Origin of the sequence: Kitasatospora sp. NPDC088351 (assembly GCF_040685575.1) — a bacterium.
Lineage (GTDB): Bacteria > Actinomycetota > Actinomycetes > Streptomycetales > Streptomycetaceae > Kitasatospora.
The window spans coordinates 16,937-29,693 of the sequence record NZ_JBFBIL010000082.1; the positions used below are offsets into that span (position 1 = coordinate 16,937).

The 12,757-nt window shown below is 73.3% G+C and carries 16 protein-coding genes and 1 pseudogene; 6 read left to right on the forward strand and 11 right to left on the reverse strand.

Going from position 1 to position 12,757, the window contains the following annotated elements; translation table 11 throughout:
- The first annotated feature begins 19 nt into the window (after positions 1–19).
- The 3 genes from AB0P06_RS34045 to AB0P06_RS34055 are packed head-to-tail and all read left to right on the forward strand — an operon-like array spanning position 20 to position 2,069.
- Positions 20–532, forward strand: coding sequence for an SMI1/KNR4 family protein (locus tag AB0P06_RS34045; protein WP_363614347.1), 513 nt, complete (start codon positions 20–22; stop codon positions 530–532).
- On the forward strand, positions 454–1,533 hold the full coding sequence (locus tag AB0P06_RS34050) for an epoxide hydrolase family protein (RefSeq protein ID WP_363614375.1): 1,080 nt from the start codon (positions 454–456) through the stop codon (positions 1,531–1,533). Before AB0P06_RS34045 ends, AB0P06_RS34050 begins: the two co-directional genes overlap by 79 nt.
- Positions 1,534–1,583: 50 nt before the next feature.
- On the forward strand, positions 1,584–2,069 hold the full coding sequence (locus tag AB0P06_RS34055; RefSeq protein WP_363614349.1) for a hypothetical protein: 486 nt from the start codon (positions 1,584–1,586) through the stop codon (positions 2,067–2,069).
- A 58-nt stretch (positions 2,070–2,127) separates the two neighbouring features.
- On the opposite strand, the gene AB0P06_RS34060 is transcribed toward AB0P06_RS34055, so the two are convergent.
- From AB0P06_RS34060 to AB0P06_RS34080, 5 genes are all read right to left on the reverse strand, one after another.
- Positions 2,128–2,748 (reverse strand): hypothetical protein, encoded by a 621-nt coding sequence (locus tag AB0P06_RS34060; protein WP_363614351.1) that lies wholly within the window; start codon positions 2,746–2,748, stop codon positions 2,128–2,130.
- 104 nt (positions 2,749–2,852) lie between these two features.
- Positions 2,853–3,950 (reverse strand): exo-alpha-sialidase, encoded by a 1,098-nt coding sequence (locus AB0P06_RS34065; RefSeq protein ID WP_363614353.1) that lies wholly within the window; start codon positions 3,948–3,950, stop codon positions 2,853–2,855.
- Positions 3,951–4,126: 176 nt separating this feature from the next.
- Complete coding sequence (locus AB0P06_RS34070) at positions 4,127–5,569, reverse strand: NAD(P)/FAD-dependent oxidoreductase (protein WP_363614355.1); 1,443 nt, start codon at positions 5,567–5,569, stop codon at positions 4,127–4,129.
- Entirely contained in the window at positions 5,566–6,021 is a 456-nt protein-coding gene (locus AB0P06_RS34075; RefSeq protein ID WP_363614357.1) for an OsmC family protein, read from the reverse strand. Before AB0P06_RS34075 ends, AB0P06_RS34070 begins: the two co-directional genes overlap by 4 nt.
- Positions 6,022–6,211: 190 nt before the next feature.
- Complete coding sequence (locus tag AB0P06_RS34080; protein WP_363614359.1) at positions 6,212–6,979, reverse strand: alpha/beta hydrolase; 768 nt, start codon at positions 6,977–6,979, stop codon at positions 6,212–6,214.
- Between the two features lie 298 nt (positions 6,980–7,277).
- Here AB0P06_RS34080 and AB0P06_RS34085 point away from each other — a divergent pair, with 298 nt between their 5' ends.
- Positions 7,278–8,264, forward strand: a complete 987-nt coding sequence (locus AB0P06_RS34085; RefSeq protein WP_363614361.1) for a YafY family protein — start codon at positions 7,278–7,280, stop codon at positions 8,262–8,264.
- A gap of 151 nt (positions 8,265–8,415) precedes the next feature.
- On the opposite strand, the gene AB0P06_RS34090 is transcribed toward AB0P06_RS34085, so the two are convergent.
- From AB0P06_RS34090 to AB0P06_RS34105, 4 genes are all read right to left on the reverse strand, one after another.
- Positions 8,416–8,802, reverse strand: a complete 387-nt coding sequence (locus tag AB0P06_RS34090) for a thioredoxin domain-containing protein (protein WP_363614363.1) — start codon at positions 8,800–8,802, stop codon at positions 8,416–8,418.
- Between the two features lie 254 nt (positions 8,803–9,056).
- The gene (locus AB0P06_RS34095; protein WP_363614365.1) at positions 9,057–9,458 is read right to left on the reverse strand and encodes a hypothetical protein; all 402 of its coding nucleotides are present in this window, start codon (positions 9,456–9,458) and stop codon (positions 9,057–9,059) included.
- Between the two features lie 194 nt (positions 9,459–9,652).
- Complete coding sequence (locus AB0P06_RS34100; protein ID WP_363614367.1) at positions 9,653–10,201, reverse strand: DUF1990 domain-containing protein; 549 nt, start codon at positions 10,199–10,201, stop codon at positions 9,653–9,655.
- The gene (locus tag AB0P06_RS34105) at positions 10,201–11,070 is read right to left on the reverse strand and encodes a YndJ family protein (RefSeq protein WP_363614377.1); all 870 of its coding nucleotides are present in this window, start codon (positions 11,068–11,070) and stop codon (positions 10,201–10,203) included. Before AB0P06_RS34105 ends, AB0P06_RS34100 begins: the two co-directional genes overlap by 1 nt.
- A 158-nt stretch (positions 11,071–11,228) precedes the next feature.
- Between AB0P06_RS34105 and AB0P06_RS34110 the strand changes: the two genes are divergently transcribed.
- Together AB0P06_RS34110 and AB0P06_RS34115 are read left to right on the forward strand one after the other, a co-directional pair.
- The gene (locus tag AB0P06_RS34110) at positions 11,229–11,498 is read left to right on the forward strand and encodes a DUF1876 domain-containing protein (RefSeq protein ID WP_363614369.1); all 270 of its coding nucleotides are present in this window, start codon (positions 11,229–11,231) and stop codon (positions 11,496–11,498) included.
- A complete protein-coding gene (locus AB0P06_RS34115; RefSeq protein WP_363614371.1) occupies positions 11,495–11,698 on the forward strand; it encodes a hypothetical protein in 204 nt (67 codons plus the stop codon). The genes AB0P06_RS34110 and AB0P06_RS34115 overlap by 4 nt, the downstream gene beginning before the upstream one ends.
- 100 nt (positions 11,699–11,798) lie before the next feature.
- On the opposite strand, the gene AB0P06_RS34120 is transcribed toward AB0P06_RS34115, so the two are convergent.
- Both AB0P06_RS34120 and AB0P06_RS34125 read right to left on the reverse strand, forming a co-directional pair.
- Complete coding sequence (locus AB0P06_RS34120) at positions 11,799–12,239, reverse strand: PPOX class F420-dependent oxidoreductase (RefSeq protein WP_363614373.1); 441 nt, start codon at positions 12,237–12,239, stop codon at positions 11,799–11,801.
- A 183-nt stretch (positions 12,240–12,422) separates the two neighbouring features.
- A pseudogene (locus tag AB0P06_RS34125) lies at positions 12,423–12,757 on the reverse strand (ubiquinol-cytochrome c reductase cytochrome b subunit); the annotation flags it as partial.

Below are 12,757 nucleotides of genomic sequence, written 5' to 3' on the forward strand. Positions count from 1 at the left end.
GTTCTGGCAATCTGAGCCGATGGACGATCTCGCCGGTACCCAGTCACCAGTCCGCCGTCTGACCGACCCCGAGGAAGCCATCGCGGAGCTGGAGCGCGTGGTGCCGGGTCTGACCGCCCTGCGCCTGCCGGGTCGCAAAGACGTCAACTGGTCCGCGCTGGAGACGGAGCTCGGAACGGCCCTGCCGACCGACTACAAGCTCCTTTGCGAGCTCTATCCGCCCTTTGTGCTCAGCGATTTCCGCGGCTTCGGCGGGCCGGCGCCCGGCTTCGAGGGCACCTGGGTGCAGGGGGCGCGGGAAAGCCTGGAGATCATCACGGAGTGGTGCGAGGAGGCCGATCTGGCCGGCCCGTATGGCGGTCACCGGCCGACCTACATGATCCCTACGGTGGCCGCATGCACATCACCCCCTTCCGGATCGACGTCCCGCAGGCCGAGCTCGACGAGCTGCGTCTGCGCCTCGCCCGTACCCGCTGGCCGGACGAACTGCCCGGCGTGGGCTGGGACTACGGCGTCGCGCTGCCGTATCTGAGGGAACTCGCCGGGTACTGGGCGGACGGTTACGACTGGCGGGTGCACGAGGCCACGCTCAACGCGTTCCCGCAGTTCACCACCGGCATCGACGGCCAGAACGTGCACTTCCTGCACGTCCGTTCGCCGGAGCCGAAGGCGACGCCGCTGATCATCACGCACGGCTGGCCGAGCACCGTGCACGACTTCGCCGGCATCATCGGCCCGCTCACGGACCCCCGGGCGCACGGCGGGGATCCGGCGGACGCCTTCCACGTCGTGGCGCCGTCGCTCCCCGGCTTCGCCTACTCCGGGCCGACCGGGGAGACCGGCTGGGGCACCCGGCGGATCGCCCGCGCCTGGGCGGAGCTGATGAGCCGCCTCGGCTACGACCGCTACGGTGCCCAGGGCGGCGACTTCGGCGCCATCGTCTCGCCCGAACTCGCCCGCCTCGCGCCGGAGAACGTCCTCGGCGTCCACCTCAACGGGCCGCCCAACGCCGCGTCTCCGGTGGACCCGGCCGAACTCGACCTGCTCACCGACGACGAGCGCGAGCAGGCGCGGCGTAACCAGCGGTGGTGGTACGCCCACTCCGGCTACGCCACCCAGATGGGCACCCGCCCGCAGACCGTGGCCTACGCGCTGAACGACTCACCTGTCGGCCAACTGGCCTGGAACCTCGAATGGTTCGTCGACCACGACCCGACCGCGACCCGACAGCCGCTGCCCGCCCGCGACGCCGTGCTGACCAATGTGACCGCCTTCTGGGTCACCGGCACCGCAGGCTCCGCCGCCCGTCTCTACCGGGAGATCGCCGCCGACGGCTGGGGCCGGTCGGCACCGTCCGGCGTGCCGACCGGGGTGGCGACGTTTCTCGGTGACCGGGCCGTCCGGGGCCTGGCGGAGCTGTCGAACACCATCACTCACTGGTCCGCGTACGACACCGGCGGCCACTTCGCCTCCCTCCAGGCTCCGGACCTGCTCGTCGCCGACATCCGGACGTTCTTCCGCACCCTGCGCTGACCAGGGCAGGGCACGGCCCGATTGTCAGAGGGGCCTCATAGCTTCGTGCCATGAGCGTCCCTTCCGTGATCCCGGTCAAGTGCGAGCCCGACTACCGGACCAGTACCATCGGCCACTGCCTGGGCGGGCAGTTCTTCGGTTCGGTCACGGCCGCCTTCCCCGAAGGGTGGTCCGGCAAGGACTGGCCGGAGAACAAGCGCTGGTTCGCCGTGCTGCACCGGTTCGACGAGGCCGGGCAGCACCTGGGCTCCCGGATACGGTGCACGGGCACGACGGCGGACGGCGAGCGGCAGGTGATCGACGTCGCTTGCGAGCTGCTGGACCAGTGGCTGGACGAACTGCCGGATCGCACGTACGGCGACATCGCGATCGCGCCCTTCGCCGTGCACGAGGAGGGGTGCCTCTTCGGCCTGGTCGTGGAACAGCACGGCGCGGGCGACAGCGAGGGCGAAGCCGAGGGCGAGGACGACTGGGCGGAGCTCTACCCGGACGGCCTCGGCTTCCACGCCCCGTGGGACGGCGAGTACGACACCTGAGCCGCTTGCGGCGCCCGGCTGTTGAGCGTATTCGAGCCCACTGGAACGGTGCTCCCGCTCAGATCGCGTGATGTCGCCGCTTCTGCGGCGACATCAGCCCGGCGACCACGTGCCGGGCAGCCGTACGGCCGTCCGGGCGGGGCACCGGCACCCGCGGGCCTGCCAGGTCCCGGCCAGTGAGGGACTTGGCGCCGACAGCGGTCCAGTCGACGCGGCTCACCACGGCGACGTGGCCTTCCACGTGGGCTTCTTCGTCCTCCCAGTCGTCGGGAGGCGCCATCAGGACGCGAAGGTCCCGGTCGTTCAGCCATTCCAGCCCGAGGACCTGCCAGCCGAAGTCGTGCTCGATCAGCGACAGCACGGTGCCGGTCTCCAGGTGGACGAGAAGGAGCTCCCCCTCGAAGTGGTAGCCACCGTCGTACTCGCCGGACCCCACAGCGAGCAGGGAAAGGGACGGGTGGAAAGCCATCGCGTGCACAGGGAAGTCGGAGCGCAGGAGCCAGCGGCGGCGAGCGCGGTCGGTGACGCTGAAGACGCCGATCGTCTTCGCTTCGTCGTACTCGTGCGCGCCCGCCACCGCAAGCAGGCCACGCCGCTTGTCGGCGACGGCCAGGACGGGGTCGCCGATCTCGGAGAAAGGATGGTCACCGCTGTCGCGGTCTACGGAGAACTGGGCCACACCGAGGATCCTCGCAAGGACCCGCGAGAAGTGGGAAGCGCGTTCTGCCCACCCGGGCCTGACACCCCGGATCGACCTCCGTCACCACCGCGGCTCCGCCGTCCTCAGCCCGCGACCACCGCGGCCCGTACGCAGAGCACGTCCGGCAGGTGGGAGACGAGCAGCGACCAGTTCTCGCCCTCGTCGTGGCTGCCGTAGACATCGCCGGTGCGGTTGCCGAAGTAGATGCCGGCCGGTTCGGCGTCGTCGGTGCGCAGGGCGTCGCGCAGGACGATGCCGTAGTGGTCCTCGCCGGGCAGGCCGTTGGCGAGGGACTGCCAGCTGCCGCCGCCGTCCTCGGTGCGGAAGACGCGGCAGCGGCGGCCGGGCGGGATCCGGTCGTCGGCGCCGCCGAGCGGGAACAGGTACGCGGTGTCGGCGCGGCGCGGGTGGGCGGCGACGGCGAAGCCGAAGTTGGCGGGCAGGCCGTCGGCGATGAACCGCCAGTTCGCACCCGCGTCGTCGCTGCGGTAGACGCCGCCGTGGTTCTGCAGGTAGAGGCGGTCGGGGTTGACGGCGTCCCGGGCGATCTTGTGCACGCACTGGCCGAACTCGGGGTACTGGCTCTCCTCGGGGAAGAACTCGGCGCGCAGGCCGGTGTTCGACGGCTGCCAGCTGTCGCCGCCGTCCTTGCTGCGGTAGACGCCCCCGCTGGAGACGGCGACCAGCAGCCGTTCGGGGTCGCGCGGGTCGGTGAGGACGGTGTGCAGGCCCTGACCGCCGTAGCCGGCGCCCCACTGGGCCCGCTGCGGGTGGGACCAGAGCGATTCGACCAGTTCGAAGCTCTCACCGCCGTCCTCGGAGCGGAACAGCGCGGCGGGTTCGGTGCCCGCGTAGACCACGCCGGGTGCCTCGGCGCCGGCCGGCTGGAGCTGCCAGACCCGGGTGAGCGAGGCGCCGGTGTGCTCGGGGAAGCGGATCGCGGGTTTCGGTGGCTCGAACCAGCTCGCGCCGAGGTCGTCCGAGCGCCAGACCGACGGGCCCCAGTGGCTGCTGTCGGCACCGACCAGCAGTCTGACCCGGCCGTCGCGGCGGTCGACGGAAACGGAGTAGATCGCGTTCATTCGGAAGTGCGGCCCGCTGAACTCCCAGTTCAGCCGGTCGCGGCTGCGGCCGAGAAAGAGGCCTTTCTCGGTTCCGACGGCCAACAGGACCTCGGTCATTCCACACACCACCTGGTCGGCGAAACGGCCCCCACCGGGACACCCCCTTATCGGCCAGTGTCCCGCCGGAGATCCTCGGCCACATCTCGCCATGCCGACGGAGGACGGCGCCCTCCCGACCGCCCCACCGACGCCGGCCCCGGCCGGACCGGAGTCGTGCCGGGGCGGCCCGCGCCTCAGCCCCGGCAGTCCTCCAGCAGCCGCAGCCACACCTCGCTGATCGTCGGGTACGCGGGCACCGCGTGCCAGAGCCGGTCGATCGGCACCTCGCCGACCACCGCGACCGTCGCCGAGTGCAGCAGCTCGGCGACCCCGGGGCCGACGAAGGAGGCACCGACCAGCACCTCCCGGTCGAGGTCGAAGAGGACCCTGGCCTTGCCCCGGTAGTCGTCGCCGTACAGCGAGGCGCCGGCGACCGAGCCGAGGTCGTGGTCGACCGTCTTGACCCGCAGGCCCGCCTGCTCGGCGGCGTCCAGCGTCAGACCGACGGACGCGACCTCCGGATGGGTGAAGACGACCTGCGGCGCCCCGGCACTGTCGGCCGAAGCGGCGTGCGCGCCCCAACGCGAGGTATCCAGCGCACGCCCCTCGGCGCGGGCAACGATCACCGCGCCCGCGATGCGCGCCTGGTACTTGCCCTGATGGGTGAGCAGCGCACGGTGGTTGACGTCCCCGACCGCGTACAGCCAGGCGTCGGCGACGCCGAGCACGGTGCAGCTGTCGTCCACGTCCAGCCAGCTGCCGGGCTTCAGCCCGACCTGCTCCAGCCCGACATCGGTGGTGCGCGGTGCGCGGCCGGTGGCGTACAGGACCTCGTCGGCGGTCAGTCGCTCGCCGTCACCGAGGACCAGCGTGACGGGCCCGGGGCCCTCCGCGCGCTCCAGCGAGGCGACCTCCGTCCCGAACCGGACGTCCACTCCGGCCGCCCGCAGACCCTCCGCCACCAGCTCGCCGGCGAAGGGCTCCATCCGGGGCAGCAGGCCGCCGCCGCGCACCAGCAGCACGACCTCGGAGCCGAGCGCCCGCCAGGCGGTGGCCATCTCCACCCCGACCACCCCGCCGCCGACCACCGCCAGCCGGGCCGGCACGGTGGGCGAGGCGGTCGCCTCCCGGTTGGTCCACGGCCGGGCCTCGTGCAGCCCGGGAACGTTCTGCGGCAGCACCGGCCGGCTGCCGGTACAGATCGCGACGGCGTGCCGGGCGGTGAGCAGCCGCTCGCTGCCGTCGTCCGCCTCGACGGTGACGGCCCGCTCGCCGGCCAGCCGGCCGTGGCCGCGTGCCAGCTCGATGCCGTTGTCGCGGAGCCACCGCACCTGGCCGTCGTCCTGCCAGTGCGAGGTGAACGAGTCGCGCCTGGCCAGCACGGCGGCCGCGTCCAGCGCGCGGGGACCGACGGCCTCCCGCGATCCGGCCACCGCGCGGGCCTCGGCCAGCGCGGCCACCGGGCGCAGCAGGGCCTTGCTCGGCATACAGGCCCAGTACGAGCACTCGCCGCCGACCAGCTCGCTCTCCACGATCACCGTGCGGAGCCCGGCGGCGGCGGTCCGACCGGCCACGTTCTCACCGGGAGGGCCCGCGCCCACCACGATGACGTCGTACTCCTCGGATGTGGTCGTCATGCGCGGTCCTCCGTGGTCTCGATCGCCATCCCGGCCCGCAGGGCGAGGGTGACGGGTGTGCGCTCGCAGATGTCGAGCAGCCGGGCGCGCTGGGCGTCGTCGAGTGCGCCGGTGAGCGAGACCCGGCGCGAGACCCGGCCGGTGCGCCCGTCCGTCTCGTATCCGAGCCTGACCCGGACGGCCTCCAACGGCCACTCCTTGCGCTCCGCGTACATCCGCAGGGTGATCGCGGTGCAGGAGCCGAGTGAGGCGAGCAGCAGCGCGAACGGCTCCGGCCCGCTGTCCGAACCGCCTCGGCGCACCGGTTCGTCGGCGGTCAGCAGGTGCGTGCCCGCCTTCACCTCCACGTGGTACGGGGCATCGGCGCTGCCGCCGGTCACCACGGCGGTGGTGACCCGCCGGAACTCCGGCACGGCCTCGGGGACGGCCGTACTGGTCGGGATCTGGTTCATCGCGGGCTCACCCTCACTCCCGGCCGGCTCGACTCTCGGTGGCCGGTGGCCGGCCATCGGCCACCGGCCACCGGTCGGCGCCGTGCCGGGTGCCGACGCCGTGCCCATCCTGCGATGCCGGGGGCGGTCCGCGCAGGCGAACACGCGGACGAACGCAGGGCCCCGCACACCGACCGGCGCGTCGGCCCGCTCAGCTCACCGTGGGCCCCGCCGGCCCCGCCACCTCCGCGAGCTCCGCCAGCACCGCGGCCGTGTCCGCCGGGCGGGAGAACATCGGCCAGTGCCCGGTCGACAGTTCACGCAGCTCCCACTCGGGTCCGCCGAGCGCGGTGAAGTACGGGTGGCCGGAGGCGATCATGGAGCGGACCTGCTCCAGCGGGAAGGAGCAGGAGACCAGGGCCTTCGGCAGCCGATCCCCTCCGCCGGTCAGTCGCAGCGGCTCGGTGAACGCGCCGGCGGGTTCGTCGGTGGCCCGTTCGCGAATGCGGGCGAGGGTGGCCTCGTCCAGACCGGTGAGACTCGAACCGGAGGCCGCCAACTCCGCCCAGGACGGCATCGGGTGGCGCCAGCCGTCGACGAGGGACGCCTCGGCGCGGGCCCGGTGGTCGGGCTGCCAGACGTCGCCCAGGGAGGCTCCGTCGAGCAGCGGGCCGCTGTCGAGGTAGACGACGCGCCGGATGCGCTCGGGCAACCGGTCGGCCGCGCCGGTGACCGGGGCACCCCCGCCGCTGTGTCCGACCAGCACCACATCCCACAGATCCTCGCGGGTCAACAGGCCGGTCAGATCGGCGATATGGGTCTCCAGCCCGACCTCGGGCCCGCCCTCGCCGACGCGCTCGGCGACGCCGGTGAGGCTCACCGGGTGGACGGTGTGCCCGGCCGCGCGCAGCGGCTCGGCCACCGCGTCCCATGCCCAGGCGCCGAGCCAGAAGCCGGGGACCAGTACGAATGTGCTCATCGGGGATCGCTCCTTCTCAGGACGGCTCTTCGCGGTCCGCCCCGGGGCCGCTCGCCGCGAACCACTCGCCACGAACCACTCGCCACGAACCCGCTCGCGCGCACCGTGCCGGGACTGCTCGCCGCGGACCGCTCACCGCAGGACTGCTGTCGTCCATGACTCTAGGATCGAATCCGGACAGGACCCGCCCGGATAAGCCTCGCTCACCTCTGGTCACTTCTGATCGAATCCGGTCAACCGGGACGGCCCCGCCCGACCCCGCCCGACCCCGACGACCCGAACGGAGAACGGTGAGCCGATGGATCATCCGGTCAGCCGCGTCCTCGCCCTGCTGGAGCTGCTTCAGGCCCGACCCGGGCTGACCGGCGCCGAGCTGGCCGAGCGGCTGGCGGTGGACGAACGCACCGTCCGCCGCTACGCAGCCCGGCTGGTGGACCTCGGCATCCCGGTACGGGCCGACCGTGGCCGCTACGGCGGCTACCGGCTGCTGCCCGGCTACCGCCTGCCGCCGCTGATGCTGACCGGGGACGAAGCGGCCTCGGTGGTCCTCGGGCTGCTGGCCGGGCGAAGCTCCGGGCTCTCGGTGGGGGAGCAGGCCGCCGAGACGGCGCTCGCCAAGATCCGGCGGGTGCTGCCGGCGCAGCTGCGCGAGCGGGTCGCGGCGGTGGAGCAGACGCTGGGGCTGACCTCGGCGCCCGCCGCCGGTCCCAGCCCGGCCGCCGCGGCCCTGTTCACGCTGGCCGAGGCGGCCCGGCGGCGGCGCCGGGTCGCGCTGGCGTACCGGGACCGTACGGGCGAGCCGAGCGAGCGCGAGTTCGACCCGTACGGCCTGGTCTTTCACTCGGGGCGCTGGTACACCACCGGCCTCGACCACCGCAGCGGCGAACTGCGCACCTTCCGGCTGGACCGGATCGAGGCCGCCGAGCCGCGTGAGGCCGGCTTCGAGGCGCCGGAGGGCTTCGACCCGGTCCAGCGGGTGGTGGAGTCGCTGGCCTCGGTGCCGTGGACGCACGAGGTGGAGGTGGTCCTCACGACCACCCTCGCCGAGGCCCGGCACCGCATCCCGCCCGCCGCCGGGACGCTCACCCCGACCGGGGGCGGGCGGGTCCTGCTGCGCGCCCGGGCCCAGAACCTCGACGGCGTGGCGGTGATGCTGGCCGGCCTCGGCTGGCCGTTCACCGTCCGCCGTCCGGATGCGCTGCGCGCGGAGGTACGGGCCCTCGCCGCCCGACTGACGGCCTGGAGCGAGGAGTGCGGACCGAGAAATGAGACCGAGGACCGATGAGTGAACCCTGAGGGCCCGCCCGTCCCGGCCCGGGACCTGCCGGGGCGACGCCCACCGTTGCCCCGTTCCGGCACCTCGCACCGCACCGCGTCACCGCACGAGCCGGTGGGCCCGGGGAACTGCCCGCCCCGGGGCCACCGTCGCGGGACCGTCAGACCGGGTGGCCGTCCTGCTCCGCCGCCACCTTGCGCTTCACCTCGGCCATGTCCAGCTTGCGGGCCTGGCCGATCAGGTCCTCGAAGACGGCCTCCGGCAGCGCGCCCGCCTGCGAGAAGACGAGGACGCCCTCGCGGATGATCGCCAGCGTCGGGATCGACTGGATGCCGAAGGCGGAGGCCAGCTCCTGCTGCGCCTCGGTGTCCACCTTCGCGAAGACCAAGTCGGGGTGGCGGTCCGCCGCCTTCTCGTACACCGGGGCGAACTGCCGGCACGGGCCGCACCAGCCGGCCCAGAAGTCGATGAAGACGAAGTCCTTGCCATCCTGGCCGGGGACGATCTCGTCGAAGTTCTCCTTGGTCAGCTCGACCGTGCTGCTCATGTCGTGATTCCTGCCCTTCCGAGGCGGCGGTTCAGGCCATGTGCCCGCGACAACCGCAGCGGCCCGCCCGCTATTCCAGGGCATCCCGCCGACTCGTCGAGTGTTCGGCGGCCCCGCCCGTCATGGAGGGCGTTCCACATCCGCGCGCATTCACCGCGGAGCACACCACGCCCGGAAACCGCCGCGCCGGGCGTCCGGCCGCGCCGGCCGCGTCACGACCGGCCCTTCGCCCCCGCGGGCAGGGCAGCCGGGCATCAACGCGCCCTTCGACTCCTGCGGTTGGGCCGGCGTGGGGGCATGAGGGTATCGAGAGCGCCCACGGCGGCACGGATATGGGCGGGGCCGCGGCGCAACCGCTCTCCCGCGCACCACCAGGAGAGTCGTCCGTTCGCATCCCGCGGGTGCATGCCCAGGCCATGTTCGGCACACACGGGCCACACCTGCCGCAGGCACGCGGTGACGGTCTCCTGCACGGCATCGGCGATGATCGCCAGTGCGTTGACAGGGTCGTCCGCCGAGTCCGGGTGCAGGTGGTTCCCGTGCCACTCGCCGTTGGCCAGAGCGACATGGACCTCCTCCGGCTCGTCCGCGTCGAAGGGAGCGCCGAAGGGAGAAAGGGCCAGCAGTCGCAGGGGCCCCTGTTCGGGAAGGGTCACCGCCAGGTCCCGGTTGAGGAGGGCGAGAGCCCCTTCCCACCGGGGGTACTCGCCCGGTGGGACGCGACGGGGCTCGAAACGGTCGAAAGGAGTGGGCACGGGGACCATCCTGCGCCATGGAGGACGGCTCCGGTCGCACAGCTGCTCGCAAGAGCGGCATCTGAGCCTCCGTCATGCGAGTCGAACATGCCGGTTCATTGCTCCGGCTCCGGGCGGTGCCCGGCCGCCGCCGAGGCGATCCGGGTCAGGACGCGGCCGCAGCGGCGGGCGAACAGGCGCTGGCCGAGCGGCAGCAGGGGGCCGGCGAGGCGGGCGAACCAGCGGTCGGGGCGGCTGAAGGCGGTGACGGTGAACCAGACGGCCTTGTCCGGGCCCATCTCGATCCGGAACGTCTCCTCGCCGCAGGCGAGATGGCCGTGGCGGGTGCCGTAGGTGAAGCCGTAGCGGTCGGGGCCGTCGTCACTGCGGACCACCCGGCAGGGGGCGCCGGCCCGTAGCGGGCCGAGGCCGATGGCGCACTCGACGGCGACTCCGGCGGCGGCCCGGTCGGCCTCGGCGGTGACCAGGACGCCGGCCGCGCGGTGCATCCGCCAGCCGAGCAGCGCGTCACCGGCGGCGTCCAGCGCGGCGCGGCCGTGGCCGATCAGGACGCGGTGGCGCAGGTGGTTGTAGCCGGCGGGCAGCGGCCGGTCGACGGCACTGCTGGCCCCGACCTGGGGGTAGTTGAGGTCGCTGGTGTTCATCACACGGTTTCGTTGGTGAGCGGGTCGAAGCGGCCGAGCCGACCGGGGTGACCGACGCGGCGCCAGGCGAGCAGGGAGCAGAGCGCGAAGCCGAGCGCGTTGCCGACCCCGTGGGTGGCGGCCATCCAGCCCAGGGTGGGGTGCGGGAGCCCGGACGCCTCGCCGAGTGCCCACCAGAGGGCAAGCAGCATGGTGGCGACGAGCACGGCGGAGGAGACGGCGAGCAGGGCGGCGGTGGTCCGGTCGGCGGCGCGGGTGCGCAGGTCGCGCCAGGTGAGCAGGCCGGTCAGCCACATCCCGGCGGTGAGCACCAGGGCGCCGGCGAACTCGGCCCAGCCGTCGACGAAGTAGCCGGCCAGCACCAGCAGGGTGCCGAGCGGGACGCTGAGCGCGGCGCAGCGGGCGGCGGCGCTCGCGGGTGCGGCCCGGCAGACCAGTCCGGCGACGAGGGCGGCGGTGAAGCCGGCGTAGTGGAAGTGCGGCACCGTCAGCGCCAGGATGTCGAGGTCGAAGCCGAGCAGTCGGTACCCCGACCGTTCGGCGACCAGTGCGAGCCCGGCCACCGAGGGGGTGGTGAGCGCGGTGAGCACGGCGGTCTCGCGTGGTGCGAGGGAGCGGGTGCGGGCCAGCCGCAGCGGCGCGTGGGCGGCGAGGGCGAGGGTGCCGAGCGCGTACAGGAGGGCACTGCCGGTCGCGAGGCCGCCGCGCGGCAGCCAGAGCGAGAGTGCGCCGGGGACGGCGGCCAGCGGCCAGTACCGGCGGACGCGGGCGAGCCCGGGTTCGTCGATCAGGGTGAGGCCGAGCGGGATCACGGCGCCCATGCCGAGCAGGACGAGAAGGTCGACCAGTTCCGCCGTGCCCCGGCCCATCGCTGCCACCCCGCTATCTTGAACGCGTTCAAACTCTACTGGCGGTGACTCTACGCTCATCGATTGAACGCGTTCAAGTCGCCCCCGGGCCGTGCTGCCCTGGTGTTCACGCTGGGTACGGCGCACTCTGGAGGAGTAACCGTTGGAGGTGATCCGCCATGCAGACTCTCGTCGGTTGGCACATCGAGATGGAGTTTCGCGAGGAGGGGGCGAGGACGTCCGCCGCCGCCCTGCTACGGCTCGGGGACGGCACGGAAGTGCGCGCCCACGGCTACACCAGCCGCCACCCGTCCGACCCGGAACAGCTGAGAGTCGGCGAGGAGATCGCGGCCGCCCGGGCGCTCAACGACCTCGCCTCACAGCTCCTCACCAAGGCGCACGGCGAGATCCAGGAGGTCAGCCCGGTCCCGACCCACCCGCTGACGTGACGACACCGGGCCGCGACGGCGGGCCCGTCGCCCGGGAACCGCGCAAGCCGGGCATCCCGTTGATCTGCCCGCGGTGCGGCCACGAGCAGCAGGTCGTCCCCGGCGGGCCCGGCCGGGTGGTCAGGGTGGTGCACGTCGGCACCGGACGGGAGGCGTGCGAACCCGGCGACCTCGCCACGGCCCCGGAGGACGGGGACTGAGGCGAAAGGCCGGGTCCGCGACGACCGGGTCCGCGACGGGGACACCCCCGCCGCACCCCGGTCCGCCGCACCCCGGACGGGCCTCCCGGTTCGGGCCGCCTCAGTTCGGACAGTACGTCGTCGGCAGCTGCCACTCCGGCCCGATCAGCCGCTGCTCCAGCTCGTTGAGCGTGATCCGGATGCCGACCGTCCCGGCCAGGCCGAGCCGGAAGCGGCTGCGGGCCAGGGCGATCAGCGCCGTCATGCCGTACTTGTTGATCAGCGAGGTGCGGTAGCGCGCGGTGGCGTCCTCGTCGCAGACCGCCGCGCGGGCGGGGAGCTGCCGGCCGGTCGGACGCCCATGGGCATCGCACGGGCCGACGAGCACCTTGGGGTGGCGGCGGATGCGCTCGGCCTCGCCGGAGTGGGCGGGGGTCCAGATGCCGAGCGCCGGGCCGTCGGCGACCACCCAGATCTGCGAGCGGAGCTTGCTGCCGTCCTCGCCGAAGGTGGTGAGCAGGAGGTATCTGCTGTCGGCGAGTTGGTCGGTACGGTCGTGCACGATGTCCTCCCTTGTCCAGGTCGGGCAGGCCGGTGTCCGTGGTGCGGTGTCCACCCGGTGCTCGTGGCGCGGTGCTTGTTGTGCGGTGCTCGTCGTGCGGCGCGGTGCCTACGGTGTGGTGCTTGCGGTACGGCGCGGTGCGGGCCCCGTCGCCCCGCGCCGCAGGGCCGGCGGCAGCGCCCGTCAGTGCCCGTGGCCCTGGCCGTCGGTGATCTCGCGGTACTCCTCGGCGGTGGGCTTGGCGATCCTGGCGCCCTCGCCGTACAGCCCACGGGACAGCCTCGCACGGGTGCGGGTGAGCGCCCCCGCCGGGTGGGCGACTCCATTCTCGTCCACGGCGGCCGGGAGTTCGAGGGGTCGGGGCTGCTCGTGCGAGGTGAGCCGGTGCAGTTCGGCCGCCGTGAGCGGGGCGTGCACCTCGGTGAACTCGCCGTGCGGCAGGCGCTTGATGACGCCGGTCTCGCGGCCGTGCAGCACCTTCTCCTTGTCCCGGCGCTGGAGGCCGAGGCACCAGCGCT

Bases quoted from the DNA above. Each gene is read 5' to 3' on its own strand.
- AB0P06_RS34045 (WP_363614347.1), top strand. From the start codon at position 20: ATGGACGATCTCGCCGGTACCCAGTCACCAGTCCGCCGTCTGACCGAC.
- AB0P06_RS34055 (WP_363614349.1), top strand. From the start codon at position 1,584: ATGAGCGTCCCTTCCGTGATCCCGGTCAAGTGCGAGCCCGACTACCGG.
- AB0P06_RS34065 (WP_363614353.1), bottom strand. From the start codon at position 3,950: ATGACCGAGGTCCTGTTGGCCGTCGGAACCGAGAAAGGCCTCTTTCTC.
- AB0P06_RS34070 (WP_363614355.1), bottom strand. From the start codon at position 5,569: ATGACGACCACATCCGAGGAGTACGACGTCATCGTGGTGGGCGCGGGC.
- AB0P06_RS34075 (WP_363614357.1), bottom strand. From the start codon at position 6,021: ATGAACCAGATCCCGACCAGTACGGCCGTCCCCGAGGCCGTGCCGGAG.
- AB0P06_RS34080 (WP_363614359.1), bottom strand. From the start codon at position 6,979: ATGAGCACATTCGTACTGGTCCCCGGCTTCTGGCTCGGCGCCTGGGCA.
- AB0P06_RS34085 (WP_363614361.1), top strand. From the start codon at position 7,278: ATGGATCATCCGGTCAGCCGCGTCCTCGCCCTGCTGGAGCTGCTTCAG.
- AB0P06_RS34090 (WP_363614363.1), bottom strand. From the start codon at position 8,802: ATGAGCAGCACGGTCGAGCTGACCAAGGAGAACTTCGACGAGATCGTC.
- AB0P06_RS34100 (WP_363614367.1), bottom strand. From the start codon at position 10,201: ATGAACACCAGCGACCTCAACTACCCCCAGGTCGGGGCCAGCAGTGCC.
- AB0P06_RS34105 (WP_363614377.1), bottom strand. From the start codon at position 11,070: ATGGGCCGGGGCACGGCGGAACTGGTCGACCTTCTCGTCCTGCTCGGC.
- AB0P06_RS34110 (WP_363614369.1), top strand. From the start codon at position 11,229: ATGCAGACTCTCGTCGGTTGGCACATCGAGATGGAGTTTCGCGAGGAG.